20 protein-coding genes and 1 tRNA gene are annotated in these 19,802 nt (G+C 67.5%); 13 read left to right on the top strand and 8 right to left on the bottom strand.

All coding sequences use genetic code 11. The features are described 5' to 3' along the window. Nucleotides 1–458 (top strand): integrase core domain-containing protein (locus tag RF650_RS12560; protein WP_368815062.1); only part of this gene is annotated, 458 nt, incomplete at its 5' end. 19 nt (nt 459–477) lie between these two features. Here the strand turns inward: RF650_RS12560 and RF650_RS12555 are convergent. Then, nucleotides 478–1,029, bottom strand: coding sequence for a helix-turn-helix domain-containing protein (locus RF650_RS12555; protein WP_191873658.1), 552 nt, complete (start codon nt 1,027–1,029; stop codon nt 478–480). 129 nt (nt 1,030–1,158) lie between these two features. Here RF650_RS12555 and RF650_RS12550 point away from each other — a divergent pair, with 129 nt between their 5' ends. The 6 genes from RF650_RS12550 (at nt 1,159) to RF650_RS12525 (ending at nt 6,667) form a co-directional block, all read left to right on the top strand. Then, complete coding sequence (locus tag RF650_RS12550; protein WP_368815083.1) at nt 1,159–1,821, top strand: LysE family translocator; 663 nt, start codon at nt 1,159–1,161, stop codon at nt 1,819–1,821. A gap of 232 nt (nt 1,822–2,053) precedes the next feature. Beyond that, nucleotides 2,054–2,575 (top strand): YbaK/EbsC family protein, encoded by a 522-nt coding sequence (locus tag RF650_RS12545; protein ID WP_191873654.1) that lies wholly within the window; start codon nt 2,054–2,056, stop codon nt 2,573–2,575. A 73-nt stretch (nt 2,576–2,648) separates the two neighbouring features. Beyond that, a complete protein-coding gene (locus RF650_RS12540; RefSeq protein WP_191873653.1) occupies nt 2,649–3,443 on the top strand; it encodes a phytanoyl-CoA dioxygenase family protein in 795 nt (264 codons plus the stop codon). Nucleotides 3,444–3,542: 99 nt separating this feature from the next. Continuing rightward, the gene (locus RF650_RS12535) at nt 3,543–4,487 is read left to right on the top strand and encodes an EamA family transporter (RefSeq protein WP_191873651.1); all 945 of its coding nucleotides are present in this window, start codon (nt 3,543–3,545) and stop codon (nt 4,485–4,487) included. Nucleotides 4,488–4,514: 27 nt separating this feature from the next. Beyond that, complete coding sequence (locus RF650_RS12530) at nt 4,515–5,096, top strand: hypothetical protein (protein WP_368815082.1); 582 nt, start codon at nt 4,515–4,517, stop codon at nt 5,094–5,096. 38 nt (nt 5,097–5,134) lie between these two features. Continuing rightward, on the top strand, nt 5,135–6,667 hold the full coding sequence (locus tag RF650_RS12525) for an ISL3 family transposase (protein ID WP_368815081.1): 1,533 nt from the start codon (nt 5,135–5,137) through the stop codon (nt 6,665–6,667). A 68-nt stretch (nt 6,668–6,735) separates the two neighbouring features. Here the strand turns inward: RF650_RS12525 and RF650_RS12520 are convergent, their stop codons facing one another. Both RF650_RS12520 and RF650_RS12515 read right to left on the bottom strand, forming a co-directional pair. After that, a complete protein-coding gene (locus RF650_RS12520) occupies nt 6,736–8,055 on the bottom strand; it encodes an IS256 family transposase (protein ID WP_368815080.1) in 1,320 nt (439 codons plus the stop codon). A gap of 213 nt (nt 8,056–8,268) precedes the next feature. Beyond that, nucleotides 8,269–8,341: transfer RNA gene (locus RF650_RS12515), tRNA-Ala, on the bottom strand. Nucleotides 8,342–8,487: 146 nt separating this feature from the next. Between RF650_RS12515 and RF650_RS12510 the strand changes: the two genes are divergently transcribed. Then, nucleotides 8,488–9,255 carry a LysR substrate-binding domain-containing protein gene (locus tag RF650_RS12510; RefSeq protein WP_368815079.1) on the top strand — a complete coding sequence of 256 codons (768 nt, stop codon included), beginning with the start codon at nt 8,488–8,490 and terminating at the stop codon, nt 9,253–9,255. A gap of 10 nt (nt 9,256–9,265) precedes the next feature. Here the strand turns inward: RF650_RS12510 and RF650_RS12505 are convergent, their stop codons facing one another. After that, nucleotides 9,266–10,342 carry a mechanosensitive ion channel family protein gene (locus RF650_RS12505; protein WP_368815078.1) on the bottom strand — a complete coding sequence of 359 codons (1,077 nt, stop codon included), beginning with the start codon at nt 10,340–10,342 and terminating at the stop codon, nt 9,266–9,268. Nucleotides 10,343–10,512: 170 nt separating this feature from the next. Then, the gene (gene corA / locus RF650_RS12500; protein ID WP_368815077.1) at nt 10,513–11,550 is read right to left on the bottom strand and encodes a magnesium/cobalt transporter CorA; all 1,038 of its coding nucleotides are present in this window, start codon (nt 11,548–11,550) and stop codon (nt 10,513–10,515) included. A 120-nt stretch (nt 11,551–11,670) separates the two neighbouring features. Between corA and RF650_RS12495 the strand changes: the two genes are divergently transcribed. The 3 genes from RF650_RS12495 (at nt 11,671) to RF650_RS12485 (ending at nt 14,583) form a co-directional block, all read left to right on the top strand. Continuing rightward, nucleotides 11,671–12,189 carry an NUDIX hydrolase gene (locus tag RF650_RS12495; RefSeq protein WP_368815076.1) on the top strand — a complete coding sequence of 173 codons (519 nt, stop codon included), beginning with the start codon at nt 11,671–11,673 and terminating at the stop codon, nt 12,187–12,189. After that, on the top strand, nt 12,186–13,244 hold the full coding sequence (locus RF650_RS12490) for a glycine betaine ABC transporter substrate-binding protein (protein WP_368815075.1): 1,059 nt from the start codon (nt 12,186–12,188) through the stop codon (nt 13,242–13,244). Before RF650_RS12495 ends, RF650_RS12490 begins: the two co-directional genes overlap by 4 nt. Nucleotides 13,245–13,365: 121 nt before the next feature. Beyond that, nucleotides 13,366–14,583, top strand: coding sequence for a pyridoxal phosphate-dependent aminotransferase (locus RF650_RS12485; protein WP_085106461.1), 1,218 nt, complete (start codon nt 13,366–13,368; stop codon nt 14,581–14,583). A 116-nt stretch (nt 14,584–14,699) separates the two neighbouring features. Here RF650_RS12485 and RF650_RS12480 read toward each other — a convergent pair whose 3' ends face one another. Continuing rightward, the gene (locus RF650_RS12480; protein ID WP_231885648.1) at nt 14,700–14,921 is read right to left on the bottom strand and encodes an exodeoxyribonuclease VII small subunit; all 222 of its coding nucleotides are present in this window, start codon (nt 14,919–14,921) and stop codon (nt 14,700–14,702) included. Between the two features lie 136 nt (nt 14,922–15,057). After that, nucleotides 15,058–16,350 (bottom strand): exodeoxyribonuclease VII large subunit, encoded by a 1,293-nt coding sequence (gene xseA / locus RF650_RS12475; RefSeq protein WP_368815074.1) that lies wholly within the window; start codon nt 16,348–16,350, stop codon nt 15,058–15,060. A 58-nt stretch (nt 16,351–16,408) separates the two neighbouring features. Here xseA and RF650_RS12470 point away from each other — a divergent pair, with 58 nt between their 5' ends. After that, complete coding sequence (locus RF650_RS12470; protein ID WP_368815073.1) at nt 16,409–17,314, top strand: hypothetical protein; 906 nt, start codon at nt 16,409–16,411, stop codon at nt 17,312–17,314. Nucleotides 17,315–17,318: 4 nt separating this feature from the next. Beyond that, nucleotides 17,319–18,401, top strand: coding sequence for a 4-hydroxy-3-methylbut-2-enyl diphosphate reductase (locus RF650_RS12465; RefSeq protein ID WP_064847295.1), 1,083 nt, complete (start codon nt 17,319–17,321; stop codon nt 18,399–18,401). Between the two features lie 146 nt (nt 18,402–18,547). Here the strand turns inward: RF650_RS12465 and rmuC are convergent, their stop codons facing one another. After that, nucleotides 18,548–19,750 carry a DNA recombination protein RmuC gene (gene rmuC, locus RF650_RS12460; protein WP_368815072.1) on the bottom strand — a complete coding sequence of 401 codons (1,203 nt, stop codon included), beginning with the start codon at nt 19,748–19,750 and terminating at the stop codon, nt 18,548–18,550. Between the last annotated feature and the right edge of the window lie 52 nt (nt 19,751–19,802).

Below are 19,802 nucleotides of genomic sequence, written 5' to 3'. Positions count from 1 at the left end.
TCAAGATCTGCTCCATCGTCGACGAGCACACCCGCGAATGCATCGGCGGGCTCGTGGAGCGGTCGATCACCGCCGACCGGCTCACCGCCCACCTCGAAGAGCTCGTCGCCGTCCGCGGTGCACCGGGTGTGCTCCGCAGCGACAACGGGCCCGAGTTCATCAGCGACGCGATGGCCGACTGGGCGGGTACCCGCACCGGCCTGTTCTACATTCCGCCCGGCTCGCCCTGGCACAACGGATACGTCGAATCGTTCAATAGCCGCCTCCGCGACGAGTGCCTCAACATCAACAGCTTCTACTCACTGCTGCACGCCCAGGTCGTGATCGGCGACTGGAAGACCGAGTACAACCATCAGCGTCGGCACTCATCGCTCGGCTACCTACCCCCGGCCGAGTACGCTCGGCAGTGCACCCATCAAATCGAAACCGACGACTCACAGAGCGACCGGACCGAATGAAGGGGGCGGCCCAGGTCCTTTAGGGGGCTGCGAGCAGGACGAGGACATTGGCGGGCAACTCTGCAGTGGAGTAGCTGTGGTTCTGTTCTCCGTTGAAGCTCAAGAAGTCGCGGGGGCGTAACTGGTAAACCTGCCGTTCGGTGGCGACGGTGAGCTTCCCGTCGACGACGAAGAGAGACTCGACGGTCCCACTGGCGTGGGGGACGCCGTCGAATGCGTGGTCGGGGGGCATGTGTAGTTTCCACACTTCCACGGCGGAGCCTGCCGGAACACGATCCAGCAGCTGACGGAAGATTCCAGTGGGGCGGGCCTCGTCGGCCGGTATGTGGATGTCATCGCGGTCTGCCATGTGATCCACGAGGTCCGTCAGCGGGATCGCCAGTGCCACGGCGATCGAGGCGAGAGTCCCGATGGTGGGGTTGCCCTCCCCGGCTTCGAGCAGGGACAGGGTGGCTTTGCTCAACCCAGCTCGGCGCGCCAGTTCCGCCGCTGACATGCCGCGTTGCACTCTCCGTCGCTCTACGGCACGCCCGATGGCGGCACCGAGGGTTGTCCCGGGCTGCTCGTTCACGGCTCCACCTTTCCACGTATCCCACCCAGCGCGCCGCGCTTCGATCCAGAGTGCGCACTATGGAGCTCTGTTTTCTTAAATGTACTATGAGTTCGATATACAGAACCAGTCGATCTGGAGGCGTGCTCCATGACTTCCGCGCAGCTGGCAGGTCTGTCGCTGGCCTGGATGGTGGCCATCGTGTCACCCGGTCCTGACCTCGTGGTGGTCCTTCACCATGCGTTGACCCGCTCGCGCCGGGCCGGACTGCTTGCAGCGGCTGGCGTCCTGACCGGCATCTTGGTGTGGGTGGTCGCCGCCTTCTTCGGTTTGGCCTCCATGCTTCAGATGTTTCCCGCCGTGATGAAGGGATTGCAGGTGGCAGGCGGAGCGCTGCTGGTCTACCTCGGAGTGGAGGGATTGCGCCAGGCGTGGACCACCCGCCGCGCCCGCGCTGACTCGGCGGTGTCCCCGCAGGAATCGCTCTACGACGGTGCAGGAGGGCGACCGACGAACTTTTCGGCGTATTGGAAAGGTTTGGGGACCAACCTGGCCAACCCCAAGGCGCTGGTGTTTTTCGCCGCGATCCTTGCCCCGTTCCTTCCCGCGGCCGTCCCCGTGGCCGAAGCCGCCTTGATCATCGGGCTTCTGCTGCTGCTTGCCGGCGCATGGTTCGGGGTGGTGGCCGTGGCCGCCAGTCACCGGGCGCTGGTGGTGCGATTCCAGGAGGTGAAGACCATGCTGGATCTCGGAGCGAGCGGTCTGTTCGTGCTCCTCGGGGTGGCATTCTGCCTCGCAGTGGTGTGGCCCTGAGACCCGCACGCGGGAACCCGGGAGCGCGGCGGTGAACCAGCGGGCGACCGGGGATTGACAGTCCAATAGATCGAACGTAGCGTCTTAAACAGTGAACGGTTCGGATACATACCATCTCGTTCCGTCGCCCGCCGGTGAGGGCTGCCGCACCACCCCGCGGATCCGGCCCCACCTCGGAAGTCATCCAGTCCGCACGACTGTCCCGCTCTAGCCCCCGTTCGAGGGAGGTCCGATGTCCCTTCACGAAACACTGGTCAGCCACGGCGCAGAAGTCACCGACCCCAGCCAGCACTTCACCCCGTCCGAGATCAGCATCCTCCACCGGCTCGGGGCGAGGGTCTATCGCATCAGCGAGGACGCTTCCGACACCGCAGCGTTCTCGACCCGGTACGCGGTGGAGCCCGCTCGGTGTCTGAATAGCATCCTGGTCCAGACCAAGACCTCCGACGGGCCTGTTGAGAGCCTGGTCCTGGTCCCGGCGCATATCCGGTTGAAGAGTTCGACGCTGAAGAAGGCGCTGGGCGGGAAGACCTCGTTCTTGCCCGCAGACCAGGCGTTCGAGCTGACCGGGATGGCTCCCGGCGCCATCACGCCCATCGGGATACCCGCTGAGGTGCCGGTCATCCTTGACGCCACAGGTCTTGATCGGCCCAGCTACATCCTGGGCGGCAAGAGCCGGGAGCTGAAGGTCGAGGTTCCGGCCTCCGCGCTCACCGCGCTGGCCGCCGTCGATTTCCCCGGCCTGTACGACTGAACCCCTACTCGACGAAGCACCCAGAACATCACCCACCGCCGGCCCCCGAATATCACGGAAACAGGTGAGATTTTTGTCTCTGATCGACATGCAGACCACATTCTCCTTGATCACCAACGGCGACTTCACCGCGGAGTCTATCCTCTCGGTGGCCACCGGAAAGATCGGTGCCCTTGAGGTGCCCGACTTCTTCACCGAATCCGAATGCGCCACGATCCTGCGCGCTCTGCAAACAGTGGAGCTGGGCTCCTACGACGAGCAGTTCGTCGTGCCGAGGATCAACAAACTGGGCCCCGCCGCCTTCGACTTCTACGAGGACGGCGAACTGGACGAACGCTACTGGGAGCACGCCGAGCAGTCGACGAAGAGCCGCAGTCGCCTGCTTGATGGCAATGATCCCTTGAACCTGGCCATCGAGCGGTTGGCGGGCGACTGGCGCAGCCCTGTCCGGTTGGCCACCACCGCTGACGGTCAGCTGTTCGCCGGCATGATCCGACAGATCAACAACGGCGCCAAGATGCATTACGACGACGTCATCAACGAGTTCCCCGGCGTCCTTGACCCGGAACCGGTGGCCCAGCTGGCGTTCAACTGCTTCCTGGACGCTCCAGCCGAAGGCGGGGAGGCAACCGTCTACCGGCGGCGATGGCGACCTGAGGACCAAGACCATCGGGATGGCTACGGGTACTCCGCTGAGTTGGTGGCCGACACCGAGTCGGTGCAGGTGCCTGCCCGCAAGGGAGCAGCGACCCTGTTCGATCCTCGCAACTACCACCGAGTGGCCCCCAATGGACCGAACGGTAACCGTGTGACCCTGTCGTTCTTCATGGGATTGCTTCCTGACCGCACACTGACCATTTGGTCCTAGGCCGCACCCGGATCGGGTTTTTCAGCCCAGGGTAGCCATCCCATCCTGGGCGCCAGCCGATGAGCACCGCGTGCTCCTGCAAGGGAACGGAAGCAACCGATGAGTGAGACGAGTACTGACGCGACGGCCATTCCTGCCAAGGGTGGGCGCACGCTGAGCCGCCAGACCAAAGGCACCGTGCTGGTCGCCTTGGCAGTGCTCTGGCAGGGCGTGGGAACGGCGGTGGTCGGAGCGACCGTCCCGCCGGAATTGTCCACGTTCACTACCTTCGCGGCGTTCCTGACCGCGGCCGCGCTGGCCGGAGCCGCCTTCACCTGGCGGCGACGCGGGACCTCCGCTGTGGTGAGGAAGACTCCCCGACTTCCCCTGCGTGATGTTGTGGTGATCAACCTGCTCACCGCAGGAGCGTTCAGCGCGTTCTACGTGGCTGCGACACTCATCCCTCCCACCGCGGCCAGTGTCATCGAAACCGGGCTGGGCCCCGTTGCCGTCAGTGTGGCGCTGATGTTCAGCGGAGCGGCCGGCCGAGCCCGGTTCGCGCACCCGCTCGTGGTGCTGGGGGTCTCCGCAGGTGTTGCCTACCTGGTGATGAGCTTGGCGGGAAGCCACACCGACGCGACGGCGGTCGGGATCGCATTGAGTGTCCTGGCCGGATGTTGTGCCGCGGGAGTCCTGCTCAACTCCTCCCGCTTGTCCGGCCGGGGCGTGACCGCCCTGCACATCAGCGCCGTGCGCTTCCACCTCGCGTGGGTACTGAGCGGACTCATCGCGCTGCCGATCGTGACACGGTTGCTCCCCGACCACCCCGGTGAGTTGGTCTCTGCAGCCGTCGTCGGAGTCTTCTGTATTGCTGCGCCGATTCTGCTGTTGCAGTGGGGGATCACCATCGCCCACCCCGTGCACTCCGCCCTGGTCATCTCCACCCTGCCGGCTGTCGTGCTGATCGGAGATCTCATATTGGGCGCACCAGCCCATCCCGCATTGCTCGTGGGGATGGCGGTATTGGTGGCGATTTCCCTGATGGGTGTGCTCCGTCGCACGTGAAGCCCACGCTCCGGAAAGGACAACATCGTGAAAATCCTCGTCGTCGACCCTACTTCCAGCGGCAAGGACCTGGTCGGGGCGTTGCGGACGCGTCCTGATGTTCAGGTCGACGAGCACTACCAAGACCACCCCTTCGAAGTAGGCTCCTATCCAACCGATGACCGTCCCGAACGAGCCCTGCTCAACAGAGCAACGACCGGCGGATACGACGCCGTCGTCGCAGGCAGCGAATCCGGGGTGACGGCAGCGGACTGGTTGGCCCATTGGATGGGCCTTCCCAGCAACGACCCCGAATTGCTCTGGCACCGCCGCAACAAGAAGGGCATGGTCGATGCCGCTGCTCGGGCCGGTCTGAGCACGCCGAAGACCTGGACGGTGTCCTCCTTCTCCGACCTGGCCGCGATCACCGACCAGCTGACCGAACTGCGGCACGGGGTGGTCATCAAGCCCCTGGGCAGTGGGGGCAGCGACTCTTGTTTCATCTGCCGCACCCCAGCCGAAGTGGCCTCCGCAGTAGGCCGCATTCTGGGCTCAACCAACCTCTTCGGGGCCCTGAAGGGTCTGTCCAGTTTTCGGCTCTGTCGCACTTTCGGTGGTGCGATGTGTTGACGGTTGGTTCGTGCTTCCGGGCTTTCTCATGATGGGGCATGGTTGATGCGAAAATGCTGGTCGAGATGGTGTTCTCGGGGCTGTCGGCGTTGGTGATCGAGGGGATCGAGGACACTGGCGAAATGCTCGTGGTTCGCGCGTCGACACGTGGCGGAGCGGTGGAGTGCCCGTCGTGCGGGACGCTGACTCGGACGGTCCATGCCTTCCATGAGCGGATGCCGGCGGACGTGCCGGTCGATGGGCGTCGCGTGCTGATCCGGGTGCGGGTACGCCGGATGCGGTGCCGGTCATCTGGCTGTGCGCGGCAGACCTTCCGGGAGCAGGTCCCGGGGTTGCTGGAGCGCTATCAGCGGCGCACGGTCCGGTTGACCGGACAGCTGCACTGCGTCGTTCGCGAGCTTGCCGGCCGTGCGTCGGCCCGATTGCTGCCGGTCATGGGGATCACCGCGGGACGGGACACCGCACTGCGGACGCTGCTGGGCATCGCGCTGCCCGAGCGGGCGGTGCCCAGTGCGCTGGGGATTGACGACTTCGCGCTGCGCCGCAGCTGCAGCTACGCCACCGTCCTCATTGACGCCGACACCGGCACCCGGATCGACGTGATTCCCGGACGCGGAACCCAGACCGTCGCGGACTGGCTGCGCACGCACCCTGGGGTGCGGATCGTGTGCCGTGACGGCTCAACGGCCTACGCCCAGGCCGTGCGGGAGGCGCTGCCCGGCGCCGTCCAGGTCGCCGACCGGTGGCACCTCTGGCATGGCCTGGCCGAGACCGTGGTCAAGGAGGTCGCCGCGCATTCGGCGTGCTGGGCCGGGGCGACCGGGCTGCAGGACGGCCCTCGGGCCCGCACCACAGCACAGCGCTGGGCCCAGGTGCACGGGCTGCTGGGAAAGGGCGTCGGACTGCTGGAGTGCTCCCGGCGGCTGGGCCTTGGGCTGAACACCGTCAAGCGGTATGCCCGCGCCGACGCACCCGAACGCCTCCAACGTGTTCCGCAGTACCGGCCTACGCTCGTGGATCCCTACCGGGAGCATCTGCGCACCCGTCGTGTCGAAGACCCCGGTGTCCCGGTCCAGCAGCTTCTGCGCGAGATCCGCGAGTTGGGCTACCAGGGCAGTGCGAACCTGCTGACCCGGTATCTCAGTCAGGGCCGTGCCGAGGACGACAGGGCCCATCTCTCACCACGCCGCGCGGCGCGCCTGCTACTGAGTGCGCCGGACAAGCTCACCGCCGGTCAGCAGGAGCGCCTTGGCCAGATCGCCCTCGCGTGCCCCGAGATCACCGCCCTGCACGGCCTGGTGGGAGCATTTGCCGCCCTCCTGAAGCCCGTTGAGGCAAATGCCGCCGGGCTCGAACAGTGGATCCATGCCGCACGTACGGCGGACCTGCCGCACGTGCACTCCTTCATCCGCGGGATCGAGCAGGACCGCGATGCCGTCGTCGCCGCGCTCACCACGCCGCGCCATAACGGCAGGACCGAGGGTGTGAACACCCGCACGAAGATGCTCAAGCGGCAGATGTACGGACGCGCAGGATTCACCCTGCTCCGCCACCGCATCCTCCTAGCCTGAGCGCCTTCTACCCCACCACCGAAAGTGCGACAGAGCCCAGTTTTCGGTGTAACTCGGGTTGTTGATGTTCAGGGGCGGCCGGCGGAGAGCCGGCCGTCGAAGGTGATTTCGAATGCGTTGAGTGCTGCCTTCCAGCGTTGGGTCCAGCGTGCCCGCCCCTTGCCGGTCGGGTCCAGGGCCATCACGGCGAGGTAGACGCACTTGAGCGCAGCCTGCTCGTTGGGGAAGTGGCCGCGGGCCCTGACAGCCTTGCGGATTCGGGCGTTGACGGACTCGATCGCATTCGTGGTGCACACGACCCGGCGAATCTCGCGGTCGAACTGCAGGAACGGCACGAACTCCGCCCAGGAATTCGACCAGAGCCTGACGATCGCCGGGTACTTCCGGCCCCACTTCTCCTGGAACTCCAAGAAGCGTTCCTCGGCCTCGGCCACGGTCGCGGCCTGATAGACGGGCTTGAGAGCTCGGGAGATCGCGTCCCAGTCCTGCCGGGCGGCGTAGCGGAAGCTCGCCCTCATCAGATGGATCACGCACGTCTGCACGATCGTGGCCGGCCACACGGTGGCCACGGAATCGGGCAGACCCTTGAGGCCGTCGCAGACGAGCATGAGCACGTCCTCGACCCCGCGGTTCTTGATCTCGGTCAGGACCTGCAACCAGTACTTCGCGCCCTCCCCGCCGTCCCCGGCCCACAGCCCGAGGATGTCGCGGTTGCCGTCCACGGTCACAGCCAGGGCGATGTAGATCGGCCGGTTGGCAACCTGCCCGTCGCGCACCTTGACGTGGACACAGTCCACGAAGACCACCGGATACACCGGGTCCAGGGGACGGTTCTGCCACTCGGCCATGCCCTCGAGGACCTTGTCCGTGATCGTGGAGATCGTCGTCTTCGACACCTCCGCACCGTAGACCTCGGCCAGGTGCGCGGAGATGTCGCCGTGTGTGAGTCCGCGGGCGGACAGCGAGAGCACCATGTCCTCAACGCTGCCCAGCCGACGCTGCCGCTTCTTCACGATGCCCGGCTCGAAGGTCCCGGCCCGGTCGCGCGGCACCTCGATCGCCACCGGGCCTGCCTTGGTCAGCACCGTCTTCGATCGGGTGCCGTTGCGGCTGTTGCCGTCGGTCGAGCCGCCGCGTTCGTGGGGCTCGTAGCCCAGGTGATCGGTGATCTCGCCTTCCAGGGCAGACTCCAGCACCAGCTTCGTCAGCTGGCCCAGCAGCCCGATTTCCCCGGCCAGATCCAGGCCCTGCTCCCGGGCTCCGGCGACCAGTTGCGCCACCAGCGTCCGGTCCACCGCCGGCGTCTTGCCGAGCCGCTGCTCGGCGTCTTGCCCTTGTTCCCCAAAAGCGGTCACGGGCTCCTGGACCTCCACGTCCTGCGACGTCATCACGTCATCCATCGGTCATGCCTCCCAGCTCAGGAGTTACACCGAAAAACGTACAGTCCCTCGTCGACGACGAAGAGAACGCCACCTACACACCCGAGCAGACCACCGCCAGCATCCTCGCCCACACCAACATCGACGCCCCGGCCGAAGTCACCGCAGAAACAAAACTGCCCCGCCATCAGGCGGGGCAAGTTTCGATTTTCTCATCTTACGTGGAGCTTAGGGGAATCGAACCCCTGACCTTTTCATTGCGAACGAAACGCTCTACCAACTGAGCTAAAGCCCCGAACAACAGGGAACACTCTAGCCCTCCGCGCCGGTTTTCGCACATCCGTGCGCCACGAAGCCGCACGTATCACTCGGATGGGCCTGCACGCCCAGCTCGGACAGGCCCGGACATGGCGCACGCACGGGTGCACTTAGGGTGGGAGCATGACCGCAGCGGACACCCCGACACCCCCCTCTGAGCCCGCGGAGCCGGGCGCGTTCACCGTGGGGTACGTCCCCGGTGTCATGCCCGGCAAGTGGTTCGGCCGGTGGCGCGAGCGCAGGATGCACCCCGAGCTGCGGGACGTCCTGGTCCCGGCCGCAGTATGGCGCTCGGCGCTCCACGACGCCGCCGTCACTGCGTGTTTCGTGCGGCTCGGCTGGGCGCCGGGGGATCCCTCGCTCGAGGACCTGCGGGTCACCCACAATGCGGTGCACCTGTACGACGAGCTGCAGGTGGCGGTGCTGAGCACCGACGACCTCCTGACCGTCCTCGACTCCCTTACCCTGGCGCAGCTCACCGAGGAGTCCACCCCGCAAGCGCACGCCGACATCGACGACGCCGCCATGGCCGTCGAACTCGCCGCCGCCGGCGTGGGCCCCGTGGTGCTGCCGATGTCCGTGGCGCGCCTGCATGCCCGCAAGGACGTGACCTTTAGAGAGCTCACGGACGCCCCCACCGTTCCCGTGGTCCTCGTGTGGCCTCGCGGCCTGGATGACGAGGGCGAGGACACGGTGCAGCGGTTCGTGGGGATCGTGCGTGGCCGTAAGGAGTCCAGTGGCAGGGAAGCACCGCGAGACGGTGGCCGCGCCAAGGATGGGGCCCGTGACAGGGACAGGCGAGCGGGGTCATCGGCGGGGAAGCGTAGCGCGGCGAAGCCGGGACGCGGGCGGCCCTCCCGGGGTGGGGGAGTCCGCCGGAAGCGGAGCTGACGGCCCGCGCTCAGCCGTCCCCGCGGCGTTCCGCGGACGTGGTTCCCTCGCCGGACTCGTCGCGGCTGGGGGTGCGGCCGTCCGGGGTGTGGCTGTCCACGTCCACGGGTTCGGGGCGCACCGGGGTGGTGCGCAGCTTGCCGGTCGTAGGCACACGCGGCACGGGGAAGGACGTGGTGGGTGCTTCTCCCTGTGTCTCGGGCTCGGCCCCCGTGCGCACCGTGACCTGGTTGGTCAGCGGGATGCGCAGCCCGTCCCGGTCGAGCATTTTTTTGATCCGCACCCGCATCACGCGGGCCACGTCCCACTGCTCGAGGGGAGCGGTCTTGACGGCCAACCGGATCGTGATGCTCTCACCCGAGATGTTCTCCACACCCCACACCTCGGGGTCCGCGACGATGCTGGGACCCACGTCCGGATCGTCACGCACGAGCCGGGCTTCGTGTTCGATCATGTCCGCGATCAGGTCGATGTTGGTGTCGTAGGGCACGGGGATGTCCAGAACACAGCGGGCCCAGCCCTGGGACTGATTGCCCACGCGCAGGATCTCGCCATTGCGCACGTGCCACAGGGTGCCCTTCACGTCCCGGACCTGGGTCACGCGCAACCCCACGTTCTCCACGGTGCCCACGGCCTCACCGAGATCCACGGAGTCACCGATGCCCAATTGGTCCTCCGCGACCATGAAGATCCCGGAGAGGTAGTCCTTGACCAGGGACTGCGCACCGAAGGACAGCGCCACGCCCGCGATGCCCGCGGAGGCGAGCACCGGCCCGATGTTGTACCCGAGTTCCGAGATGATCATGAGGATCGCGATCGCCCACACCGCCACGGTGGACACGGACGAGAGCACCGCCCCGATGGTCCTGGCCCGCAGGCTCTGGCGTTCGGATGCCAGCCCCGCGTCCTGCACCCAGCGGGCCTGGCCGTGGTCGAAGCGCTTGATGATCCGCGATTGGGTGCCGCGTGCAATCCCCCGGGTGATCTTGCGGATCAGCAGGCGCACGAGCGCGGAGACCACCATGGCGCCCAGCAACACGAGCACCACACGGAACGGTTTGTCGAGCCAGAATTCCCAGTTGTCCATCCCCGCCAGGGTAATGGCCCGGGATGCGTGCCCGCTCAACACGGAGCGGGAGCGGCCTCCGAGAGGGCCGCCGGACGACGTCGCCCGCGGACGTCACCCGCCGACGTCGCCCCCGGACCGTCCCACCGTGCGGCCCGTCCGCGCCCCAGCGAACCGACGTGCTGTGCGCCTCACAGCCAGTTCTTGACCTTGAACACCGCGTAGAGCACCACGGCCACGAGCAGCATGAGGCCCAGGGACATGGGGTAGCCCAGGCGCCAGTCGAGCTCGGGCATGTGGGTGAAGTTCATGCCGTAGATCGAGCCCACGATGGACGGCGCGAAGAGGATCGCCGCCCACGAGGAGATCTTCTTCATCTGTTCGTTCTGCTGCATGGCGGCCTCGTTCTGCCGCGCCGTGGTGAGGGTGGAATCCACGTTCATGGCATCGGTGAGCGAGGTCCGCATGGATTCGAGCTTCCCGCTGACCTGGATCACGTGATCCAGCACGTCCCGCAACCGGTGCTGCAGTTCCTCGTGCGTGCCGTACTTGGTGAAGCCCGTGAAGTAACGCTGCATCACGTGGCTGAGCGGGGCCACCCCGCGGTGGAAGTCGTTGATCTCCCGGGCGAGCTCGTAGATCCGTTGCGAGACGTTCGGCTGCCCGGCGAACAGGGCGTCCTCGATCTCGTCGATGTCGTTCTCGAGACCGTCGAGCACTGGGAAGTAGTCGTCCACGATCTGGTCCAGCAGGGCGTACAGCACGCCGTCCGGACCGAAGCACAACAGCTCCCGGTCCTCCTCGACCCGCTTACGAACCCGCCCCACGCCGCTGGACTCGGAGTGACGGATGGTGATCACGAAATGGGGTCCGGTGAAGATGTGGATCTCACCGATCTCCACGGTCTCGGTCGCGTCCTGGTAGACCGCCGGGCGGATCACGGTGAACAGCGTCTCGCCGTAGCGTTCCATCTTGGGGCGCTGGTGCGCCTGGACGGTGTCCTCGACCGCGAGCTCGTGCAGGTGGAAGTGCTCGGCGAGCGAGCGGACCTCGTCGGGTTCGGGCCGGTACAGACCGATCCACGCCACGACCGTGTCCCCGCCCTCGGACGCTGAGGGCTCCCCGGGGTGCTCCAGCATCCGTTGCAGCAGGTCGTACGTCTCCTCGAGGGACCGGGGCGACTCGACCCTGCGCCCGTTACGGTAAATGGCGTTCTCCACGATGCTCACCCGGACATTATGGGCCCCGCCCGTGCGCGGCACCGACCGCACCCTGCCGCGCCCGCACCGCCCCGGGGAAACCGGTCCGCTGTCAGGGGTCACCCGGAACGCGTCAGTAGACTGGCGCCCATGAGCAAGCCGTTCGATTCCCGCGTGGGCGCCTATGCCCTGATCACCCGCGACGAGCACGTGCTGTTGACGCACTGGAACCCCCGTCACCCGGGGTTCGACGGCGCGTGGACCCTTCCCGGCGGCGGCATGGAACCGGGGGAGCAGCCGGAGCAGACCATGATCCGGGAGGTCTTCGAGGAGACCGGTTTCCACGTGGAATCGGATGGCCTGGTGGGCGTGCACAGCTACTGGATGACCCCCGAGCAGCGCCTGGACGGTCAGCCCCGGGGCAATCACGCGTGCCGCGTCCTGTACACCGCCCACGTCACGGGCGGTGAGCTGGCGGTCGAGCAGAACGGTTCCTCCGACGACGCCGCGTGGTTCCCGATCGCACGCGTCGACTCCCTCAAGCGCCTGGACCTCGTGGACCAGGGCCTGCGACTCTCCGGGCTCACGAGCGCCGTTGCGGACCCGGACACCCCACCCGAGGACATCCCCGAGCAGGACGTGGCCACCGAGCCCGGCCGGGACCGGTGAGTCACGGGGTGCGGCTGCGCGCCGTCGCCGCGCTCGCGAGCGGCGCCCTCCTGCTGAACGCGTGCGGCGCGGGTGGCGGGACCGGCGGGCCGGACACGGAGACGGCGAGCCAGGCGTCGTCGTCGAACGCGACGGGGGAACCCACCGTGAAGATTGCGACCGGCGTGGACCTGCAGACCCGCGTGCTGGCGCACCTGTACCAACAGCGGCTGACCGCGGACGGGATCACCGCGAGCGTGGTGGACGTGGGGACCACGCGCGAACAGATCGTGGACGCCCTGCAGGCCGGCCACGCGACCATGGTCCCCGACTTCACCGGGGATCTGTACGTGTACACGCGGCAGAACGAGCGGCCTGCCTCGCCGCAACCGAGTGCGAACCCCTCGTCCACGCGTTCCCCCACCCCGGACACGGGCGCCCCGCGCGGGCTGCTGGACTCACTCGGGCAGTTGCTCGGCATCACGGGGGAGACCGGGCCGTCCGACGACGACGTGTACCGCGCCCTGCCCGGGGCACTGCCGCGCGGGCTGACCGTGCTCGATTCGTCGTCCGCGCAACGTACGGACCGCGTGGTGGTCACGGCCGCGACGAACGCGCAGTTCAACCTGGAGGGCCTGAACACGATCGGGGAGCACTGCCCCGAGATGGCCGTGGGGATGGCCCGAGGCTACGCGGACAGCGCCCAGGGAGAGCGCGGGCTGAAGGCCTATTACGACTGCGCGCCCAAGGCGGCGCCGGAGTTCGCAACCACCGGTGAGCTCGTGAATGCTCTGCTGAGCGACGAGGTGCAGGCCGCGGTGCTGCGTTCCTCCGAACCCGCGATCGACGACGACGGGCTCGTGGAATTGGACGACCCGAACCGACTGTTCCGCCCGGAGCGCGCGGTGGTGCTCAGCTCCGAGGGCATGGACGACCGGGCGGTGGCCTCGGCGAACGCGGTCTCGGCAGATCTCACGTCGGAGGACCTGACGACCATCACCCGGCTCGCGGGCGGGTCCGATCCCGCGATGAGCCCCGAACAGACGGCGACGTTCCTACGCGAGCAGCCGCGCTGACGTGATCCGAGGAGTGCTGATGTGCGACGGAGGGTAGCGAGCGACGCCGTGGGCCCTTGAGCCGCGGAGCACCACCGCGTGCCGACCGAATCGGGATGGGGGCGCCGAGTATGGTGACCCCATGGCTAAGGTGAAACAGTCCGACAAACTGAAGAACGTCCTCTACGACATCCGCGGGCCCGTGCTCGAGCAGGCGGAGAAGATGGAGGCCGCGGGTCAGCGCATCCTGCGCCTGAACATCGGCAACCCCGCACCCTTCGGCTTCGAGGCACCGGACGCCATCCTGGTGGACATGATCAAGAACCTGCCGAACGCGCAGGGCTACTCGGACTCCCGGGGCATCTACTCCGCGCGCACCGCGGTGGTGCAGTACTACCAGACGCGCGGGATCATGAACCTGGACACAGACGACGTCTACCTGGGCAACGGTGTCTCCGAGCTGATCACCATGACCCTGCAGGCACTGTGCAATCCGGGCGACGAGATCCTCATCCCCTCACCGGACTACCCCCTGTGGACGGCGTCGGTGGCGCTGTCCGGCGGCACGCCCGTGCATTACACGTGCGACGAGGAGAACGGGTGGAACCCGGACCTCGAGGACATGGAATCCAAGATCACCTCGCGCACCAAGGGCATCGTGATCATCAACCCCAACAACCCCACGGGTGCGGTCTACTCACGCGAGACCCTGCAGAAGATCGTGGACCTGGCCAAGGAACACGAGCTCATCCTGTTCTCGGACGAGATCTACGAGAAGATCACCTACGACGACGCCGAGATGATCAACACCGCGAGCCTCACGGGCGAGGACGTGCTGTGCCTGACGTTCTCGGGCCTGTCCAAGGCGTACCGGGTGGCCGGCTACCGCTCCGGGTGGCTCGCGATCACCGGGCCGAACTGGCGCGCGGAGTCCTACCTGGAGGGCATCAAGCTGCTCGCCAACATGCGCATGTGCGCCAACGTGCCCGCACAGCACGCGATCCAGACGGCGCTGGGTGGATACCAGTCGATCAACGACCTCGTCCTCCCCGGCGGGCGGCTCAAGGCCCAGCGGGACATCGCCCACCGCAAGCTCAACGAGATCGACGGCGTCACGTGCGAGCAGGCCCGCGGTGCGCTCTACCTCTTCCCCAAGCTGGACGTGGAGAAGTTCGGGATCGTGGACGACGAGCGCTTCGCCCTGGACCTGCTCAAGGAACAGAAGATCCTGCTCAGCCATGGCACCGCGTTCAACTGGGGCAAGCCGGACCACTTCCGCCTGGTCACGCTGCCCGCGGTGGACATGCTGGACACCGCACTGGATCGACTCGGCGAGTTCCTCTCCGGGTACCACCAGTAGCCGGTTCCTGACCCCGACAGCGGTCCGGGCGACGTCTCACCACGGGGTGACGTGGCCGGGCCGCTCCGCGGTTTACCGGTGACCGGACTCCACTGCGTCCGTCCGCCGACGGCGCGTCAGTCCTCCGACGCCGCCTGCTCCCGGTTCTCCTCGCGCCGGGCGCGGGCGGCGTCGAGGCGTTCGCGGGCGCCGTCGAGCCACTGCTCGCAGCGGGTGGCCAGGGCCTCGCCCCGTTCCCACAGGTGGAGGGACTCCTCCAGCGTGGTGCCCCCGGCTTCGAGCCGGGCCACGGTCTCCACGAGCTGCTCGCGGGCCTGCTCGTAGCTCAGACCGTCCACGTCCGAGAGATCGGGGCGGGTTCCGGCCGAGCCGCCGAGGCGGGAATCGTCCTGTCCGGTGCTGGGCTGCTCGCTGCTGTTCTGCTGTGCCACGGTGTGTCCTTCCGGTGGGGTCGAGGAGATCGAAGGGCGGGGTTCAGTGGTCCCCGGGCTGGCGGTTGGTGCGGGAGGTGACATTCACCCCGAGTTCCCCGGCGGCCAGGCGCACGGTGAGGTCCTGCCCCTCGGAGGCGTCGCGTGCATCGGTGAGGACCGAACCGTCCGGGGTCTGCACGACCGCGTAACCGCGCTCCAATGTCTGCTGCGGGGACAGAGCACGCACGCGGGCGCGCATCTGGGCCACCGTGTCCTGCGCTCGCACGGTCTGGGCGTTCACCGCGGACCACGCGCGCGAACGCCAGCGATCCAGGTCCTCCTCACGGACCAGGATCATGGAGTCCGGCTGGGCCAGGGAGGGCCGGGACCGCATGGTCTCGAGCCCCTGGTGTTCGCGCTCGATCATGGTGGCCACGGCACGGTCCAGGGCTCCGCGCGCCTGGGCAATGCGAAGGCGTTCCTCGTGCACGTCCGGGACGATGCGTTTGCCCGCGTCCGTGGGAGTGGAGGCGCGCAGGTCCGCGACGTAATCCAGCAGCGGTTGGTCGCTCTCGTGACCGATCGCGCTGACGACTGGCGTGTGGGCGGCGAACACCGCGCGCAGCACGGATTCGTCGCTGAACGACAACAGGTCCTCGAACGCGCCCCCGCCGCGGGCGATCACGATCACGTCCACGGCGTCCATGGCGTCGAGTTCCGCGAGGGCTTGGACCACGGCGCGCGCCGAACCGGCTCCCTGGACCGGAACCTCGCGGATCTCGAATTGCACACCCGGCCACCGGTTGGTGGCGTTGCGCACCACGTCCTTCTCGGCATCGGAATTGCGCCCGGTGATCAACCCGACCCGGTGGGGCAGCACCGGGAGGGGTTTCTTGTGGGCGGGATCGAACAGACCCTCTTCCGCGAGCGCTCGCCGCAATCGTTCGAGGCGTTCCAGGAGGTCCCCCAGACCCACGGGGCGGATGTCCCGCCCGATCATGGACAGCCGCCCGGTCTTGACGTACAGATCCGCCTTGAGGTTAACGATCACCCGGGAGCCCCGTTCGAGGGGGCGCTCCAACCGGGACATCTCCGCCTTGAACATGGTGACGCTGACCGAGACCTCGTCGTGGAGGTCGCGCAGCGTCACGTAGGAGACGCGGGCGCGGTGGTTGACCTCGATCACCTGACCCTCGACCCAGGCCGCAGGTGCGCGTTCGATCCACCCATGCAGCCCGTGCGACAGCTTGCTGAGCGGCCACGGATTCTCCGGGGTGGTGTCCCGTGCCAACCGGGGCGTCTCGGCGGGGCGTTCCGGTGCGCCGGTGTCTTCGCTCGGGGGCCACGTACTCATGGGACATAAGTATCACCCGACGGGGACACGCACAGCCGGTTCTCCGTACATTGGAGTCGTGAGCTCATCTCCGTCATCCCGTCCCGCGGCGCTGCTGCGCAGCCTGTGCGCCGCCCTGTGCGCGATCCTGGCCGGTGCGGGGTTCGCCGCGTGGCTGGGGCTGACCTGGATCCAGGACCATCTGCTCTCGCCCTCAGGGTTCCAGGACACCGCGGCGGCCGTGGTCACCGAGACGACCTTTCAGGACGAACTCGTGCGCACCGTCCTGGACCGCGCGACGTTCAACGCCCTGAGCGACGTCGAGGTCGGGATCGAACCCGTGGACCAGGCCATCGAGCGGGCCCGGGAAACGGCGGTCACCGCCGCACAGTCCTGGCTCACCGCCCCCGAGCAACAGGGGACGTGGATCCAGGTCCTGCAGGACACCCACGACGCGAACGTCCCCCTGAGTGCCGATTCCGCGGACGCGCCCGAACACCTCGTGGTGGACGCCACCGCGTTGGGCGCCGCCGTGGATCACCAGGTCGAGGACGTCATCGGGATCTCCCCGGGGATCGCCCGCAACGATCTGACCATGACGGTCCCCGGTGCCGAGACCGGTCGCGTGCTGGACGCCCTGGTGGGGCTCGCCCCATGGCGGTATGCCCTGCCGTGGCTCGTGGCGCTGCTCGCGGTGCTCGCCGTGGTGGTCAGCCCGCGGCGGTGGCTCGCGATCGCCGGGGTGGGGCTGGCCGGTGTGCTGTTCACCGGTGTCCTGCTCGCCGTGGTGCTGTGGGCCGCGAGCTCCGTGGTGGACGCGTCCGGTGTGGAACCCGTGGCGCACCTGGTCACGGAACAGATCATCACCCTGCTGCGAGAATCCTTTGTGGGACGCAGCGTCACGGGCATGATCGGTGCCGCGTGCGTGGCCCTGGTGGGTGTGATCGGCGCCGTGGTGCGCTCCCGTATGGTCACTTACCATTAAGGACATGTCCACTGTGGTTGACCTGTCCATGCCCACCGTTCCCCGGGTTCGTCGCACTCCCCAGGAAATTGCCGACGCCGCTCCGGTCACCGGAGAGCGCAAGGTCCTGTTGGCCGCGCCGCGCGGATACTGCGCGGGCGTGGATCGCGCGGTGATCGCCGTGGAGAAGGCGCTCGAGCACTACGGTGCTCCGGTGTACGTGCGCAAGGAGATCGTGCACAACAAGCACGTGGTCCAGACCCTCGAGGAGCGCGGTGCGATCTTCGTGGAGGAGACGGACGAGGTGCCCGAGGGCTCCCTGCTGGTGTTCTCCGCCCACGGGGTGTCTCCGGCCGTGGTGCAGTCCGCCCACGACCGCAACCTCCACACCATCGACGCCACGTGCCCGCTCGTGACCAAGGTGCACCGCGAGGCCGTGCGCTTCGCCAAGAGCGACTACGAGATCCTGCTCATCGGCCACGTGGGCCACGAAGAGGTCGAGGGCACGTTCGGGGAGGCCCCCGAACACATCCAGATCGTGAACTCCCCGGAGGACGTGGACAGCATCGAGGTCCAGGACCCGGACAAACTCGTGTGGCTGTCCCAGACCACGTTGAGCGTGGACGAGACCATGGAGACCGTGAACCGGTTGCGTGCCCGGTTCCCCAACATGATCGATCCCCCCAGCGACGACATCTGCTACGCGACCTCAAACCGCCAGGCGGCGATCAAGGAGATCGCCCCGCAAGCGGACCTGGTGATCGTGGTGGGCTCGGCCAACTCGTCGAACTCCGTGCGCCTCAAGGAGGTGGCCCTCGAGTACGGGGCCCGGCGCGCCGAACGCGTGGACTTCGCCCATCAGGTGGACGAGTCCTGGTTCGAGGGTGTTGCAACCGTGGGGGTGACCTCCGGTGCTTCGGTTCCCGAGGTCCTCGTGCGCCAGGTCCTGGACCTGCTCGCCGAGTACGGCTACGGATCTGTGGAGGAAGTGGAGACCGCCCAGGAGGACATCCTGTTCTCCCTGCCCAAGGAACTGCGCGCCAAGCTGGCCCAGGACGGGGACACGTCCCGTCGGTTGGGCGGCCGCGGGGCCAAGCCCACCCGCTGATCCCCACCGCTCCGTTCGGAGCCGCTCGCGATTGCGGAGGGCCGGCGTGCGGGCCCTGCTCCCGGCGCGATCGCTGCGGAGTGCCCCACCGTTCCGGCCGGACCGCTTACTGCCGCGCTCGCGCCCGGAAGGAACGCCCGCCCGCCTCAGTCCCGCACGAACTCCGTGGCCGTAACCGGACGGGGGACCGAGTCCACGGGTTTGGTGTCCAGGGCATCGGCTCCCGTGCTCGCGGGATCCAGTTCGGCGATTTTCCGGGCCGAGGGCAGCACCCGGGACTCCAACGACCCCACGAGTTTGTTGTACCCGTCCACGGAGCGCCGCAGTGACCCGCCCATGTCGGACAGGTGCTTGCCCACCGAGCCCATGCGGTCGTAGAGCTCCCGCGACAACCGGTAGAGCTCCCGCGCGTTGTCCGTGAGGGTGGCCTGGCGCCAGCTGAATGCCACGGCCTTGAGGGCCGCCAACAGGGACACGGGGGACACCAACGCCACGTTGTTGCGCGCGGCGTACTCCAACAGGGACGCGTCCGCGTCCAGGGCAGCGGCGAGCGCGGACTCGATGGGCACGAAACACATCACGAGCTCGGGGGAGTTCTCCTCCGCGGACCAGTACCTCTTGGTGCCCAGGGTGTTCACGTGGGAGCGCAGTGCTTTGGCGTGGGCCATGAGCAACTGGGCGCGGCGCTGCTCGCTCTCCGCCGCGCCGTCCGACGCGACCGCCTGGGCGTCCAAGTACGAGTTCATGGGGGCCTTGGCATCCACCACCACGGTCTGCGCACCGGGCAGGTTGACCACCATGTCGGGTCGCTGCACGCCGCTGTCCGTGGTACGCACGGACTGCTCGGCGAAATCCACGTGCCGGGTCATGCCGGCGGCCTCTACGACGCGACGCAACTGCATCTCACCCCACGCACCGCGCGCCGTGGTGGAACGCAGCGAGGATTCGAGCGAACCCGTGGCCTGCAGGAGTTGCCGGTCCGTAGTGTGGGCCGCTTCCAACGCCTGGGCGACCGCGCCGAACTGCTGGGCGCGATCCCGTTCCAACTGGTTCACGTGCCGCCCCACGGTGGAGAGTTGATCGTTGAGCGGAGCCAGGGCGCGCATCACGTTCTGGTCCTGCACCGAGCGGGCCTCCAGCGAATCCACCCGTTGTTCGAGTTGTTCGCGGGCGGAACGGTCCGCGGCCGCTTCCTGCAGTGCCGCGAGTCGCTGTTCCTGGGCCTCGTTCAGTTCGGCTTCCAGCACCCTGGCCTTCCGCGAGGCCACGAGGTACCCGAGCACCCCGCCCACCACGAGGGCGAATAACGCCCACAACCACCACACCTGAGACATCACGGAACCGTCCATGGGCTCACGATGACAAGACCGTCCGACACGCACAAGCGCACGGGTGACCGCG

The organism is Kocuria sp. CPCC 205297 (genome assembly GCF_040981035.1).
In the GTDB taxonomy this organism is placed as follows: domain Bacteria; phylum Actinomycetota; class Actinomycetes; order Actinomycetales; family Micrococcaceae; genus Kocuria; species Kocuria marina.
This window is presented reverse-complemented; position numbering and strand designations above follow the sequence as displayed.